The sequence below is a fragment of the Kamptonema formosum PCC 6407 genome, assembly GCF_000332155.1.
GTDB lineage: Bacteria > Cyanobacteriota > Cyanobacteriia > Cyanobacteriales > Microcoleaceae > Kamptonema > Kamptonema formosum.
This window is the reverse complement of record NZ_KB235904.1, coordinates 2,164,799-2,180,658: the sequence shown is the minus strand read 5'-3', so window position 1 is coordinate 2,180,658 and position 15,860 is coordinate 2,164,799. Positions and strand designations below refer to the sequence as shown.

The following is a 15,860-nucleotide window of genomic DNA, read 5'->3' as shown; positions in this document are numbered from 1 at the left end:
TCTAGCAGGTATTAGTCTGTTTTTACTCACTCATCATCACAGGACTTACCGACGGATCGCAAAAAATCAAAGTTTGGGTTTGCTTCGCTTCGTAAGCGCTACCCGCAGGCACTTGCCTTTGCAACGGAAAATGGTGGTTTTGCGTAAGCCCTAGACCAATGAGTAATGACATTCAAAGAGTGATACCAATAGCCTAACCAAGTAAAGTTTGAAATCACAGGTAGCCTGAGACTTCAACAAATAACTTTCTCTTTTGACCGATCGCATTCAGCAAGAAGGAGTAGATAATTTGCAGCTTCTTGCTAGCGAGATTTTGAGTATCACTGACTTGGTAGATGTCGTGCCGTTTAACTCTTCTGCCGCCCGTGCCTGGATCGGGCAGAATTAACTAGCAATTTGGGTTAAACCTTGATGCAGGAAGTCTGAACCCACGCGATCGCTTTCCTTCGCTATTTTTTGGCGCAGGTGTTCGATGTGCTTTTCAAGTTCGTGCTTACGTCATGGGAAAAGCACAGCGAGAGATGCAAACTCAATGCCCTGTATAGCTCCTGATTTGTCTCTTACTCGTTTCTTCTGGATTTCGAGTTGTTACTTTTTACTGTAGATGCCAAAAAATTTTTTCTCTGCCGAGCGACCGAACGACACCCTTAACATATTTACAATTACCCTGCGTGGGGGGTGTAACCCCACAGCCATTGTATCCCACTTCCCTCTCCAGGGGAAACAAATTCTCGATAGATTTAAGTTTTATAAAAAATCTTTATTACCCTCTATGTATTTCACCCCTCATCATGTAGAATCTTTTTATATACACGGATAGATGTCAAAGCTTAGAGTAACAGCTATGCCATACAAGCACAGCTATAAAATTCGCCTTTGACCCAAGCAAAAGCTTTCCTTTGCTTATGTGCTCAAGGATGTGGTCTTTCAGCAAACAAAGGTTCAAGCTCTGAGAGGATAAGATCAGGGGGCATCCAGCCGTAATTTGGAGAAAAAAGCGATGGATTCCCAAAATCAGACAAATTGGATTAAAAAGCTCACTGGTGCTGTAGCTGCTCTTGGTGTCAGCGCCCTGATTACTGTACCGGTGTTGGCGCAGTTCAACTACTCCGCCAGTATCTTTAACCCTTCTGGTGGTACAAGCCGCAGCGTTGACGGTACGATTGCTGGCGAATTGGATTCGGCAATCAAGTATTACCGAGACTTCCAAGCCTTTGCTGAGGCTGTGAAAAAGGCTGGTTTAACTGACAACTTCCGTGTAAAAGACCAAGCAGACCCCAATAAGGTGCTGTTTACTGTTTTTGTACCAACAGATGAAGCGTTTGCAGCTTTACCTGCGGACATCCGGGAGAAGTTGTTTAAACCAGAGAATAAGGACAAATTGGCTAAGGTGCTGAACTACCACGTAGTTGCGGGTCAAGTTACTGCCAAGGAAATAGAGGCCGGTGTGGTGCAAACTGCCGCAGGTATGCCCGTGAAAATTCAGCTTAATGAGACTGGCGATAAAGTGACGCTGAATGACGCTAGCGTAATACAGTCGTCTCGCCGCACTGCCAATGGGGTGATTGTTTTAGTTAATAAGGTGCTTTTGCCTCCTGATTTGTTCTAAGTTAAGCAGCAGGCTAAGTTCTGAGTTTGTAAAGGCGCGATTCTACCGCGCCTTTTAGTTTTTAGTAGGTTAGATGCCAGGGAAAAAGGGGGTAGGGCGTGTTTTCTTGCGTTGTTGTATTCTGGAAAATAGCGATCGCTAGCTCTTAACGCTCATGAAGCCTTGGGGAATTAAGTAACAAACAGTGGGAAAAGTTAAAACCGCCGATCGCGATCGCGCCTGCATTCTGTTGCGATCGTAGTTTCAAAACATCCCTAATCCTGCCAAACCAGTTATATCCTTCGCTTAGTGTGGGTGAATAGCCAAATTTAATTAATCCTTTCGACAATTAATCTACTCAGCTTGTCGATCGGGGAAACTGGGGGTTAGGTCTTTTTCAAAAAAGGGATGCTCCCCAAACAACTAACCACCAACAACTAACCCTTAACATTAATGAAACTCACCCGAATTGACCTCAACTCTTGGATCTTACAAATCGCAGGCCAAACAGTCTTAATCGATCCCTGGCTAGTCGATCCTCTAGTATTTTACGGCAAACCCTGGTTATTTAGCGCCGATCGCGTCCAGCCCCCAGCCTTTACGCCGGATACTTTACCAGCAATCGACTTAATTCTCATTACTCAAGGTCTAGACGATCACTGTCACAAACCTACTTTAAAACAACTCGATCGCACCATTCCTGCTGTTGCCTCTCCTACTGCTACCAAAGTCCTCAGTAGTTTAGGTTATAAAAGTATCGCATCTTTGTCAAATTGGCAAGAGTTTATCCAAGATAAATTACAAATTATCGCCGTTCCCGGAGCAGAAATCCAACCGGGCCAGGTAGAAAACGGCTATTTGCTTAAAGACTTAACTAACGACGAGACAATTTATTACGAACCGCACTTTTCACCATTTAAGGGAATAAAAGAGCGACTAGGAAGAATTGATGTCGCGATCGCACCTGTCATCGGTCAAATCTTCCCAATTCTAGGACAAATTATCATGGGGCCAACAGAAGCCCTCAACCTCGCCCAAACCTTAAAACCTAGATATTTCGTACCCACTGCCCTCGGCGACATTCGAGCCAGTGGTATTTTACCAATGTTAATTAAGACAATTGGCAGCGTAGAAGAATTTCGCGATCGCCTCGCCGCCTCTGAACTACCCACCCAACTCCTAACCCCCGCCCCAGGCGAAACCATCGAATTTTCACCCGTCAACAAAATTTAGGCATTCCAGTTTCCGGATCGGAAATTAGAGATTAGTAATTGGTAACAGTTAACAGTTAACCGTTAACAGTTAACCGTTAACAATTAACAAAACCCTACCTTGGCGGTCGGCGATTTCGGAGAAACTCAGGAATATCCAATCCCGCCGGCACCTTCGGATCGGGTGTTGGAGTAGCAGCAGGACTAGAAGTATTAGACCGGCGTACCCCAATCTCCTTAACCGTTGGCACCGAGAGCACCTCGCCCGAAAAACCAGTAGCAATCACAGTAATCTTGATTTCGCCTTGAAGTCGCTCGTCAATTACTGCCCCAAAAATAATATTGGCATTAGGATCGACTACCTCATAAATCGTCTCAGCCGCTGCATTCACCTCATGGAGAGTCATATCAGTACCGCCAGTAATGTTGAAAACAACACCCCGTGCGCCCTCAATCGACGAAGCCTCCAACAAAGGCGAAGAAATAGCCTGCATCGCCGCTTCACGAGCCCGCGACTTTCCAGAACCCAAACCAATACCCATCAAAGCCGAACCAGCATCCGCCATTACAGCACGGACATCAGCAAAGTCAACATTGACCAAGCCCGGAACCGTAATAATGTCAGAGATGCCCTGTACCCCTTGCCGCAGAATATCATCCGCAACACGGAAAGCTTCTTGAACAGGCATTTGTTCAGAAATCACAGACAAAAGCTTATCATTCGGGATGACGATCAGCGTATCCACGCGGCTTTGCAGAGCAGCAATGCCCTCATCCGCTTGGCTGGTACGGCGGCGACCCTCAAAAGTGAAAGGCCGCGTCACTACACCGACTGTCAGAGCTCCCATTTCCTTAGCCACCTCAGCCACAATCGGAGCCGCACCGGTACCAGTGCCGCCCCCCATACCAGCCGTGATGAAAACCAAGTCAGAATTGCTTAAAGCATTAACAATCTCATCGCGAGACTCCTCAGCCGCCTTCTGACCAATGGCAGGATTGCCCCCTGCCCCCAGGCCGCGAGTCAACTTTTGTCCTACTTGCAAGCGTTTAGGGGCATTAGACAGAGACAAAGCTTGGGCATCAGTGTTCACCGTCCAAAATTCCACACCTGCAACTTCGCTGGCGATCATGCGGTTAACGGCATTGTTCCCACCCCCGCCAACACCAATCACTTTAATTCTTGCTGCACTACTTGGCACAATATCGCCACTCCTAGATTCTTCGCGGGGCATGGCTTTAATATCGATATTAGGATCTCCTAAATATATCCCAGACTTGCGTCCAAAGGGATTAGCAGAATCTACTGCCAGGGTAAAATTTGCTTGTTCTTCCGAATGGGTGCTGTCCTGGCCAGACCCTTGTCTATAATTAAGAGTCATTAGAATCGGGGATGATAATTGACATTCCCCGGTCTAAAGACGCGGGGATTCTTAAGGACAACTTTTTTAATGGGTGTAAATCCACAACAAAAAAGTTGATACTTAACTGTAAGCTAAGTTGGGCCCGAAGCCAACGATCGCATCTACTGTTTTTCCTGCTCCGGGATATGAATCATCGGCGAAGCTGGATTTTTCAGATCGATGTAACCAATTTTGCTTGAATCCAGTTTTTTTGGCAATTGCCGCATCTTGTCCAAAACAGTAAGCTGCTCAGCCATTCGGGAACTGTAAGGCCCCAAATGTACAATACCCAGTTCCGTCATCAAGATTAAATTTCCCGGATTTTGCCAATTAACCTCAAAGACTTTCACAGGGCTGCGACTAAGTGCAGAGTAAAATTGAGGCCAATAGACGCGATAGAGTTCTAAGCGGCCGATGATTTTGAGAGTAGGCATAGAGTGCGAGCTTCCTGCTCCCTTAGAGGCACTACCGCCTTCAGAGACTCTACCCGATCGCTTATCCGCAGTATAGCTCTCCAAAGGCATCCAGCCCCCATTGGCATCGAGCCAGCCAGCCTTCTGTGTTTCCTGTGTGGGTGTTAATGCGAGCCCAGGTTGAGCGATCGCCACAGGCAGACGTTCCTGCACTTCTACCCTCAAAGATGGGGGAAACAAATGACGAATCACCTTTGCTTTAGCGATCGGCCCAGTTGACTCCAGTTTTTTAGCCAGAGCTTGAGGCTGAATGCCCCACACAGACTGGGGATAAGACAGCGGCAACAAAGACATCACCGCACGGTCAGAAAGCCACTGATTGCCCTCAACCTTAACCTGCTCCGGTTTGGTAATCAACCAAATCGGCTGAGCGATCCCCCAGAGCAAACCCCCAGCAAAGGTACTGACTGCCAATGCTTGCCAAATTCCCTGAACCAATTTCAAGCGCCTCTGGCGGCGCAACTGGTCGCGCCTGCGCCCTAACTCCGTTTGAGAAACTGATGCAAAACTCGCCATCTACCCTTTATTCCTAGCCTCCCGTTTCCCCTAATAATTTAACCAGATCCTCGTAAAATTACCCACATTGCTAATGGCTAATGGCTAATTGCTAATTGCTAATTGCTAATTGCTACCTTCCCCATCTCCCCCATCTCCCCCATCCCCCCCATCTTCCCCATCCCTCCCCATCCCTCCCATCCCCCCATCCCCCCCCGCTCCTCCTCGCTCCCCCGCTCCCCCGCTCCCCCGCCCCCCCGCTCCCCCGCCCCCCCGCTCCCCTAACCCCCACAAGCCGAACAGCTATCTGTCAAAGTAAACTTAAACTCGCATTTTATGTTAAATTTTGGTCAAGAATAATCGTGATTGTACTGGACTTAGACAGATTTTATAAGGCGTGTAACCCTAGCAAAACTCTAGTCATGGGGAATCCAGGGGATCGCCAATATTACATTGATTTTGCTTCAGTACGGGGTGGAAAGATTATCGAATCCTTGCAGCGAACCATTACCCGGATCTCCCCTAATGAGCCTACTTGCCAGCTCTTTACGGGCCACATAGGCTGTGGTAAATCTACTGAATTGTTTCGGCTCAAAACTGAGTTAGAGCAAGAAGACTTTTATGTTGTTTACTTCGAGTCTTCTCAAGATTTGGATATGGGAGATGTAGACATCAGCGATATTTTACTAAGTATTGCTCGCCAAGTAAGTGAAAGTTTAGAATCTGCTGGTATTAAACTCAGGCATGGATATTTTCAAAATCTGTTTACAGAAGTTGCTGAGTTCTTACAAACTCCCATAGAACTTTCAGCCGAGGCTGAGTTATCTGTTGGTATTGCCAAAATTACTGCTAAAACTAAAGATTCTCCCAAACTCCGCTCTCAGTTACGGCAATACTTAGAACCACGAACTAATAGCATTTTGCAAGCTATTAATGAAGAACTTCTCGAACGCGCCACAAAGGAACTTAAGTATAAAGGACACAAAGGGCTGGTAGTTATTATTGACAATCTCGATCGCTTAGATGCTACATTGAAAGCTTCGGGAAGAACGCAGCCAGAATATCTATTTGTAGATCGCGGCGAACAGTTGAGAAAGTTAAATTGCCATGTAGTTTATACCATTCCTCTAACATTGATTTTCTCCAATGACTTCGGCAGACTCGCGAATCGATTTGGAGTTAAACCTAAAGTATTGCCAATGGTACCAGTGCAAGCTCGTTCGGGTAAGGACTATGAAGAGGGGATGGCCTTATTGCGGCAGCTAGTGCTAGCAAGAGCTTTTCCTACTATAGATCCTAGCGATCGTACTGCTTTAATACCTCATGTTTTTGACAATCCCCAAACATTAGATCGACTCTGCCGAGTCAGTGGCGGTCATGTTCGCAATTTATTGGTATTGTTGTATAGTTGTTTGCAACAAGAAGACCCTCCTTTTTCGCGAGAATGTTTGGAAAATGTTATTCAAGAATACCGCGATGATTTGCTTGCTGCCATCACTGAACAAGAATGGGAATTGCTCTTTCAAGTGGTGCAAAGACAAAATGTTACAGGGGAGGAAGAATGCCAAACTTTACTCCGAAGTATGTTTGTATTTGAATATCGCGATCGTGAGGGACGCTGGTTTGGAATCAATCCAGCACTAGCAGAGACTAAGAAATATAAAGCTTGGCAGCAATGTCTTGAAGTTGTAGGTTAAACTTGAGATCGATCGCAGCAAGGTGTTGTTAAGTAGCTCCACCTAATTAAAAGTGAAATATGGAGGACTAAGCTGACTTTATAAATCTTCTTTCTGCTTTCTTAAATAACTAAATACTTATGGTCTCTTCATTGTAATTAGGCAATTTAATGCCTAAACGTTTTAATTCCGAGTGGCAATTTCGTAACTTAACTTTTTTTTACGCTTTTTCAGAGTTAATTATGATTTAAACTGCTACTTGGTATTGTATCTTGCTTCTAACTCCCTTCAGAGGATTGATGCGCTGTGCAAATTCCCTTAGCGCTGTAGTTAGTAAGATATACTCAAACTAAAGTACCTATTCCTTTAGGAATATTTTTGGGGTGGATTGTGTTTGTCTGAACTAAATAGATTTTTTGTAAACATACTTTTAGCTGAAAATGCTGAGGCTGCCAATAGGCCTAATGTGTTGTACTTCAGCAGTTACGCTAAAAATTTCAAGATGTAGAGTAACTTTGCAAAAAGTCGAATTTCAGTTGGAATCACAGTACAATTTCAAAATAAGGTAGAAAGTATGACCGATCTGATGAAGCTAGAGGAAACTTCTAGCTATAACGAGCGATCGCTAAAGACTCTGGTACGCTCCATTACCATGTCTCAAGGGCAATTTTCTCTAATTTTAGTGCGCTGCAATTACGAGCAATTGCGGTTGGCAATGGTGCAACGACTCCGGGAAATGTCGCCCATTCAAATACAAGATATAGTCCTAGCTACATCCGTCAAAACACTCTATACTACGCTGTTAGTAAAGACTCGCTCTTTGGTGTCAATGGGTGGTGTTTCGGAGTCTGCTTTGATGGTATTTGGTCTAGAAAGTGTGGTTGCGATCGATGACTTACTAACATCTACTAACCAAGTGCGGGACGAGTTTCGCAAAAATTTCGCCTTCCCCTTAGTGCTGTGGGTGACGGACGATATTGCGGCGAAAATGATTCGATTGGCTCCCGATTTCAAAAGTTGGGCTGCTGCTACAATTAAATTTGAAATGGCTACCAGCGAGTTGATGGATTTTTTAAGGCAACAAGCTGATGCTATTTTTACTGTTGGGAAACTCAATGCAAAATCGGAAAATGCGATCTCTGAACCCAAGGGAGAATTCCCAGAAACAAAGTTAAATTTGTCTCAAACGAGTGAAGTTAAACTGCAAAATTCAGGATCTAACCTGTGGGTAAAGGATTCTACGCCCATTTTCTCCTCTAATTCTAACCCAGTTAATACTCTCGATTTGACAATTGGTTCCAGGCGGCGACAAGAACTAGAATTAGCATTAAAAGATGTAGAAAGTCGCGGACAAGAGTTAGAACCTGCTCTCGAAGCCAGCTTACAATTTGTTATTGGTCGCGATTACTACATCAGCGATCGAACAGAAATTGCTTTGATTCATTATCAGCAAAGCTTAGCATTTTGGCAACAGAAAACTAAGGAGAGGATACTAGAACTCAAAGATGAGGGAGAGAAGTCAAAACCACGTTGGCCTAGTCTGCAAGAAGTTTTGCGAGATGGGAAGTATGGCAATAGAAGAAACAATCTAAAGCAAACTGAAGTTATTTCTTCTCCATCTCCAATCTCAGACGATCAATTTTTAGAACGGCAAGGGATAGTGTTGTTTCACATTGCCTTATGCCAACGCCTCCAAGCTGCCAGAAATCCTGTAGCCAACCGCTTGCACTTGCAAGAAGCAAGGATTAGTTTAGAAGAATCTAGAAATGCGTTTGAAGCAGCAAACCGTCTCGACTTAGTGGCGGCGGTGACGACTCATTTGGGAGAGGTATTGCAAAGGCTGGAAGCTTGGGGAGAGTTGCAAACTCTCGCGGAAAGTTCTTTACAATTGCATTTTATCTACGGTACTCCCAGCCAACTTGCTCAAGATTACGGCTTTCTGGCTGAGGTTGCCCTACAAGAGTTTAGATGGCATCATGCGCGACAGTTAGCGGAACTGGCTTTAGCTATTTTGGATCAAGCACCCAATGGAGGAGATGGGGGAGATAGGAAAGGAGAAGGGGGAATTTCTGATTTTTTTAACTCAAAACTCAATACTCAAAATCGGGTTGGCGAAGCCTACCCGCAGGGTTTAGCCTGGCGAGGAACAAAGCAATCTTTTAAAACTCAAAACTCTCTATCCTCTCCCGTCTCTTGTCCCCTGTCGGATAAGAGTTTATATCTATTATTGCTAGCCCAAAGCGTGCGGGAACTGGGACAGTGGGAGGCGGCGGTAAATTATTTGGAGTTGGCCATTGGGCAAACTGAGGCGAAATACGATCCGCGACTTTACATTGATATTTTAGCGGATCTGCGATCGCTCTACTTCGAGCGGGGCGAATATCTCAAGGCCTTCCGCACTAAGAAAACCAAGCGTTCGATTGAGTATCAGTACGGTTTCAGAGCTTTTATTGGCGCGGGTCAATTGCAACCCCATCGCCAAGCGATTAACCCTTCGATGCCTTGTGTGGAAAATGAAGTTGCGATCGCCCAAGAAATGACTGCTTCCTGTCGCCAACAAGATATTAACCGCTTACTGGAAAGAATCGGCAGAGACGACCATAAATTAACTATAATTCATGGGCCAAGCGGTGTAGGAAAAAGTTCTCTTGTTAAAGCTGGATTGGTGCCAGCTTTGAAAAATATTAGCTTTGGTGCGCGGGATACATTGCCTATTGTTGTGCAAGTTTATACTGATTGGGTGATGGAGTTGGAGAAGTGTTTGACTAGAGGGCTTGAGAATAGAGTAGCAGCAGAGCAGAGGCGATTAAGTGCGAAAAAAGTGCCAGAAGTTTCTGGAAATTGCCCAGCAAAAATAGGAGTTAACAGTCTAGAACCTCAAGGTTTAATTGAGGATACTGTATTATTTATTATCGAGCAGTTACGGCAAAATGCAGAAAATAATCTGCTGACTGTACTCATTTTCGATCAGTTTGAAGAGTTTTTCTTTGTTTGCACTTCGGGGACACAAAGACAGTTTTTTTATGAGTTTTTTCGGAAGTGTTTAAATCTACCTTTTGTTAAGGTAATTCTTTCTTTACGCGAAGACTATTTGCATTACTTACTGGAGTGCGATCGCGTCCCCAATCTGGATGCAATTAACAATAACATTTTAGACAAGCAGATTCGCTATCAATTAAGAAATTTTTCAATCCGAGATACCCACAGCGTGATCGAACATTTAACTGAACGGGCCGAATTTTACTTAGAGCCGGCATTGATTGATGCTTTTGTTTTAGATTTAGCTGATGAACTAGAAGAAGTACGTCCAATTGAGTTGCAAGTGGTGGGAGCACAACTCCAAGAAGAGAGAATTACAACTCTAAAAGAATATCAGCAACTAGGAGTTCAACCCAAGGCGGAATTAGTTAAGCGTTCCCTCGATCGAGTGATCTCAGATTGCGGCTTAGAAAATGAAGATGCTACCTGGAAAATTTTGTTTTCGTTAACAGATGAAAGAGGAGTTAGACTGATTAAAACTAAGCAAGAATTGTCATTAGCTATCGATAAAAATTCATTGGCTATCAATATCAGACTATCTGCTAAAAATAGATCGGAAAACAATAGTAATCTTGACTTAATATTAGAAATATTAGTCGGTCATGGTTTGCTATTTATGCTGCGGGAATCGCCAGAAGACCGCTATCAATTAGTTCATGATTATCTCGTCAGACCTATCCGCCAAAGATTCGGTATAGAAGCAAGGCTGCACCGTGCTGAAGCTGATAAACAAATGAGTCAAGTGCAACTTTACCATACTAACCGCCGCCTTAAACAACTATTAGCTTTAGCTGCGATCGGCGTAGTGCTATTATCCAGTTCTACCGTTGCGGCTTTAAATTTTTGGCATCGAGCTGTCGCTCAAAAACAGGTAGCTATGGCTCAAAGACAACGGGCAGATATTAATACTTTGACAGCAGCTTCGGAAGCCCTATTTTTATCAAATAATAAGTTTGATGCTCTGATGGAAAGTTTGAGGGCGGGTAAACAGTGGAGACAAATAGAAAACACTCAAGAAACTCAAACTCTTAAAGATACTGAAATTTTAATTGCGGCTGCACTTCAACAGGCAGTTTACGGAGTTAAAGAACGCAATCGTTTTGAGGGACACGGGGATGTAATTTGGGGTTTAAGTTTCAGTTCTGATGGTAAAATAATTGCTTCTGGCAGCGTGGATAAAACTGTCAAACTTTGGCGAAGTGATGGAAGTTTACAAGCAACATTGAAAGGTCATACCGATAATATAACTTATGTAGCATTTAGCCCTAATAGTCAAATCTTGGCTTCTGGAAGTCTTGATAAAACTGTGAAAATTTGGCGGACTAATGGTAGCCTAGTTAAAACTTTGAGCGGTCATACTCATAATATTACGGGTATCAGTTTTAGCCCTGATGGTAAAATGTTGGCTTCTGCCTCTGGAGACAAAACAGTTAAAATTTGGAGGATAAATGGTAGTCTCTTCAAAACTTTACAGCATGACTCTCCGGTAAATGCGGTTAGCTTTAGCCGCGATGGTAAAATAATTGCCTCAGCTAGCGATAATGGGACTGTGAAAATTTGGCGGAATGATGGTAAGTTGTTGGCAAATTTGCGGCATCGGGAAGGTGTTGGTTTATCTAAAGTCTATAGTATTAGTTTGTCTCCTAATGGTGAAATTCTTGCATCGGCTGGAGAGGACAAAACTGTGAAACTTTGGAATCTCACAAAGATTTTACAGGTTAAAGAGAAGAAAGAAGCAACGGCGTTAAAAACTAAGGATTTTTTACTCGCAACTTTGACGAATCATTCTAGCTTCGTTTTTAGCGTTAGTTTTTCCCCAGATGGCAAAACTTTGGCTTCAGGGAGTGCAGATAAAACTGTGAAAATTTGGAGTTTAAAAAAGGTTGTCGATCCCCTTGCTAATCAAGCAAACAAACCCCTACCCAACCCGGCAATTAGTAAGGGGAAAATGCGCGATAGTGTGGGTAGATTGTTGTACTCAAATGATGTCAAACGGAAAGGAAATCCCAACTCTGAAAATGTAAAAATTGAGATTAGTTTAATTAGAAGTTTAGCTGGACATGGGGATAAAGTTACTCAGGTGAGTTGGAGTCCCGATAGCAATATGCTGGCTTCGTCAAGTTTTGATAAAACGGTGAGGCTATGGCGGCTTGATGATATACCCCTCAAAACTTTGGATGGTCATCAAAATCGGGTTCAAAGTGTAAGTTTTAGCCCTGACGGTCAAATTGTGGCTTCGGCTTCTGTCGATAAGACAATTAAACTTTGGAGTCGCGATGGAAAGTTAATTAAAACTTTAACGGGACATACTGGATGGGTTAGTAGTGTTAGTTTTAGTCCTGATGGAAAAATGTTGGCTTCTGCGAGTGACGACGGTACTGTGAAACTTTGGAGTCGGGAGGGACGTATTCTTAGAAGCTTTTACGCTCACAATAATTTTGTGATGGGGGTGAGTTTTAGTCCTGATGGAAAAATGTTGGCAACTGCTGGTTATGACAATACGGTAAAACTTTGGAATCTTGACGGTACAATGGTTGCGACTTTGTTAAAGGGTTCGAGCGATAGCGTGACGAGTGTGAGTTTTAGCCCTGATGGTTTGCTGGTTGCGTCTGGAAGTTATGACAATAAGGTGAAAATTTGGAGCCGCAATGGTACTTTGCTAAAAACTTTGACGGGACACCGCAATAGTGTGATGAGTGTGAGTTTTAGCCCGGATGGGAAGATTCTTGCTTCTGGTAGTAAGGATAATACGGTGATTTTGTGGAATTTGGATCTGGATGATTTGTTGGTGCGTGGCTGCGACTGGGTGGGTGATTATCTCAAAACTAATCCGAATGTGAGCGATCGCGATCGGCATCTGTGCGATGGAGTGAAAGTTGAGAATTGAAAATTGAATCTAGGGTGGGGGATGCCTTTAGCCGCCGTAGCGATCGCCCCAAAAAGCCGTTTCTCATATCGCGACTGGGAAACATAGCCCCCTCTGACTGCTACACCAACCACCAATGGGATCGGATTACCCAGGTTTGCTATCATTGTCGCTCCCCTGGATGCTCACGATCGAGAGTCAGAGGCAATCTTTGTTTCCAGTTGCGATCGCCTGCGTCAAACTCACGTTAAATTAAGCCAATGCGATCGCAAATTACAGCCGCTACTGCTGCAAACGCTGTAATTCCCAGAGCTACGAGCGGGTGTTGACCTTGACTTACTGCAAATGACGTGACAACGCCAGCTCCTAAAGCAGCGGTGACAGCAGCTTTGACCAAATCTTCATCGGAACGCTTGCCGTACATAATTTTTAATCCTGGCTAGTTTTTTATCGGGTGATTTACTGCGATCAAACCTATCACCCCCATCGCGACTGCGGTTAAAATTAACAAGATATTGCAATTAAGCTTTAGATTTAGCTAAGTTTCTTAACAGTATTAAGTTTTGAGTCAGGAGTAAGGCTCTTAAGCGGGCGAAACAGATGGGCGCGATCGCCTGGTAGTTGTCGAGCAAGGAATTAAAAATTTAAAGATTATAATAGAATAACAAAATTAAACCAAATTTTTAGTAGTGGTTAAAGCCGCTTATTATAGAAGAAATCGGCTTTAGCCACTACTACGAAGTTGAACATTTATTTATGTTCGCCATTGAGTTAACAGTTCTTACCAATTATTACCAAATTTATGCTACCTCAACCCGAAAAAAACTGGACTCCTCAACACTGGGCAAGCTGGAAACCCTTTGGACTTGGCGAACAATACCCGAATAATTATTGGGAAGTTTTTCGAGCCGCCTGGATGAGCCGCGATAATTTACCCTATGCTTGGGAAGTTTTAAACAAAGGTGTTTGTGACGGCTGTGCTCTGGGAACTACGGGCATGAAAGACTGGACTTTAGACGGACTTCACGTTTGCAATGTCCGCTTACGATTGCTGCGGATGAATACAATGCCAGCCTTCGATTATCGCTTATTAGAAGATATCTCGCAACTGCAAAGTAAGAAAAGTTCGGAATTGCGAGATCTGGGTCGTTTGCCTTATCCAATGATTCGTAAAAAAGGAGATAAAGGTTTTACAAAAATTACCTGGAATGAGGCATTAGATACAATCGCTGAGCGAATTAAAGCGACAACACCTGACCGCCTAAGTTTTTATATTACCAGTCGCGGCACAGTTAATGAAACTTACTATGCCGCTCAAAAAGCAGTGCGGGCAATGGGAACAAATAACATCGATAACGCCGCCAGAATTTGCCATTCTCCGAGTACAGCCGCCCTCAAATCTAGCATCGGTGCGGCAGCTACCACTTGCTCCTATAAAGACTGGATTGGCACAGATTTATTAGTCTTCATTGGTTCTAATGTAGCCAACAATCAACCAGTAACAGTTAAATATCTTCACTGGGCAAAGAAAGCCGGAACTCGCATTGTTGTCATTAACACTTACCGAGAGCCGGGAATGGAGCGCTACTGGGTTCCTTCTATTATTGAAAGTGCAATTTTTGGCACTAAATTTGCTGAGGATTTCTTCCTGGTAAATATGGGAGGAGATATCGCATTTTTGAATGGAACTATTAAGCATATCATCGCAAATGGTTGGCAAGACAATTCATTTGTAGAACGTTATACTACCAACTTTAAAGAATTACAAGCTTCTGTGGAAAGCCAATCCTGGGAAGAATTAGAGCAGATTTCTGGCGCTGCTCGCGATGAAATGTATGCCTTCGCTAAAATGGTAGGAGAAGCAAAAAAAGCTGTATTTGTCTGGAGTATGGGTATTACTCAGCATGAGTGCGGCGAAGATAACGTCCGTTCGATTATTAATGTAGCATTAACTAAGGGATTTGTCGGTCGGGAAGGCTGCGGTTTGATGCCAATTCGAGGACATTCTGGCGTACAAGGTGGCGCTGAAATGGGATGCTATGCGACGGTATTTCCGGGTGGGAAACCGATTAATCCTGAGAATGCTGCTCAACTTAGTAAACTTTGGGGTTTTGAAGTTCCTACGACTAAGGGATTAATCGCTTCTGATATGATTAATGCTGCTGCTGAAGGGCAATTAGATGTGCTGTTTTCTGTAGGCGGAAATTTCTTAGAAGTGTTACCAGAACCCGATTATGTAGAAGCAGCGTTGAAGCGCGTACCCCTGCGGGTTCATTTTGATATTATCTGTTCGAGTCAGATGTTAGTTGAACCTGCTGATACAGTGGTATTACTACCTGCAACTACTCGCTATGAAGTACCGGGAGGAGTGACAGAAACTAGCACAGAAAGAAGAGTAATTTTTAGTCCCGAAATTCCCGGATCGAGAATTGGCGAAGCGCATCCCGAATGGGAAGTATTTATGGAATTGGCGAGGCGTGTACGTCCAGATTTAGCGGATAAAATTGGTTTTGTCGATCCGGCAGAAATGCGCCAGGAAATTGCTTTAGTTAATCCGCAGTATGCGGGAATTCAACATTTGAAGGAAGCGGGAGATCAATTTCAATATGGCGGTTCCCATTTGTGCTTTGGCTGGAATTTTCCAACAGCAGATGGTAAGGCTCATTTTTCGCCTTTGTCGCTGACTCAAAAGGTATTGCCAGAGGGTTATTTTCTGCTAGCAACTCGCCGGGGAAAACAGTTTAATAGCATGGTTCAAGAAAAGAAAGATGCTATTACTGGTGCATTAAGGTCAGCAGTTTATATCAGTAAAGATGATGCGGAAAAATTAGGTTTGAAAGAGGGTGAAGCGGTGATTTTGAAGAATGAGTTAGGGGAATTGAAGGGTATAGTTTATTTGGCAAATATTAAGCCAGGGAATTTGCAGGTGCATTGGCCGGAAGGGAATGTGTTATTAGATAAAAGTAAGCGATCGCGCGAAGGTGTACCCGATTATAATGCTATAGTCCGCTTAGAAAAGCTTTAATTGCGATCGCGACTCCGGCTCATAAACCCGTTTCTAGCCTCTGCGTGCGTAAATCTTACAATGCAAAGCTTCTATCGGCTTTGAGAT

The 15,860-nt window shown here is 43.9% G+C and carries 12 protein-coding genes; 6 read left to right on the top strand and 6 right to left on the bottom strand.

What is annotated here, in order from left to right:
• Positions 1-22: 22 nt before the first annotated feature.
• Positions 23-172 carry a hypothetical protein gene (locus OSCIL6407_RS35650; protein ID WP_155523433.1) on the bottom strand — a complete coding sequence of 50 codons (150 nt, stop codon included), beginning with the start codon at positions 170-172 and terminating at the stop codon, positions 23-25.
• Positions 173-253: 81 nt separating this feature from the next.
• Here OSCIL6407_RS35650 and OSCIL6407_RS37950 point away from each other — a divergent pair, with 81 nt between their 5' ends.
• Positions 254-388 (top strand): hypothetical protein, encoded by a 135-nt coding sequence (locus OSCIL6407_RS37950; RefSeq protein WP_007355198.1) that lies wholly within the window; start codon positions 254-256, stop codon positions 386-388.
• A 612-nt stretch (positions 389-1,000) separates the two neighbouring features.
• Positions 1,001-1,609: a fasciclin domain-containing protein gene (locus OSCIL6407_RS0126530; protein ID WP_007355197.1), complete on the top strand. Its 609-nt coding sequence runs from the start codon at positions 1,001-1,003 to the stop codon at positions 1,607-1,609.
• Positions 1,610-1,754: 145 nt separating this feature from the next.
• Here OSCIL6407_RS0126530 and OSCIL6407_RS34940 read toward each other — a convergent pair whose 3' ends face one another.
• Positions 1,755-1,937: a hypothetical protein gene (locus OSCIL6407_RS34940; RefSeq protein ID WP_148288936.1), complete on the bottom strand. Its 183-nt coding sequence runs from the start codon at positions 1,935-1,937 to the stop codon at positions 1,755-1,757.
• A gap of 104 nt (positions 1,938-2,041) precedes the next feature.
• On the opposite strand from OSCIL6407_RS34940, the gene OSCIL6407_RS0126525 reads away from it, so the two are divergent.
• Positions 2,042-2,821 (top strand): MBL fold metallo-hydrolase, encoded by a 780-nt coding sequence (locus OSCIL6407_RS0126525; RefSeq protein ID WP_007355196.1) that lies wholly within the window; start codon positions 2,042-2,044, stop codon positions 2,819-2,821.
• 94 nt (positions 2,822-2,915) lie between these two features.
• On the opposite strand, the gene ftsZ is transcribed toward OSCIL6407_RS0126525, so the two are convergent.
• From ftsZ to OSCIL6407_RS36395, 3 genes are all read right to left on the bottom strand, one after another.
• Complete coding sequence (gene ftsZ, locus OSCIL6407_RS0126520; RefSeq protein WP_007355195.1) at positions 2,916-4,178, bottom strand: cell division protein FtsZ; 1,263 nt, start codon at positions 4,176-4,178, stop codon at positions 2,916-2,918.
• A 143-nt stretch (positions 4,179-4,321) separates the two neighbouring features.
• Positions 4,322-5,188 (bottom strand): cell division protein FtsQ/DivIB, encoded by an 867-nt coding sequence (locus OSCIL6407_RS0126515; RefSeq protein WP_007355194.1) that lies wholly within the window; start codon positions 5,186-5,188, stop codon positions 4,322-4,324.
• Positions 5,189-5,293: 105 nt separating this feature from the next.
• The gene (locus OSCIL6407_RS36395; RefSeq protein ID WP_019487877.1) at positions 5,294-5,461 is read right to left on the bottom strand and encodes a hypothetical protein; all 168 of its coding nucleotides are present in this window, start codon (positions 5,459-5,461) and stop codon (positions 5,294-5,296) included.
• 128 nt (positions 5,462-5,589) lie between these two features.
• Between OSCIL6407_RS36395 and OSCIL6407_RS0126505 the strand changes: the two genes are divergently transcribed.
• Entirely contained in the window at positions 5,590-6,864 is a 1,275-nt protein-coding gene (locus tag OSCIL6407_RS0126505; protein WP_007356628.1) for a P-loop NTPase fold protein, read from the top strand.
• Positions 6,865-7,417: 553 nt separating this feature from the next.
• The gene (locus tag OSCIL6407_RS0126500) at positions 7,418-12,769 is read left to right on the top strand and encodes a WD40 domain-containing protein (protein ID WP_019487876.1); all 5,352 of its coding nucleotides are present in this window, start codon (positions 7,418-7,420) and stop codon (positions 12,767-12,769) included.
• A 226-nt stretch (positions 12,770-12,995) separates the two neighbouring features.
• Here the strand turns inward: OSCIL6407_RS0126500 and OSCIL6407_RS36390 are convergent, their stop codons facing one another.
• Entirely contained in the window at positions 12,996-13,172 is a 177-nt protein-coding gene (locus tag OSCIL6407_RS36390; protein ID WP_007356626.1) for a hypothetical protein, read from the bottom strand.
• 378 nt (positions 13,173-13,550) lie between these two features.
• Between OSCIL6407_RS36390 and OSCIL6407_RS0126490 the strand changes: the two genes are divergently transcribed.
• Complete coding sequence (locus OSCIL6407_RS0126490) at positions 13,551-15,773, top strand: FdhF/YdeP family oxidoreductase (protein WP_007356624.1); 2,223 nt, start codon at positions 13,551-13,553, stop codon at positions 15,771-15,773.
• Positions 15,774-15,860: the final 87 nt, after the last annotated feature.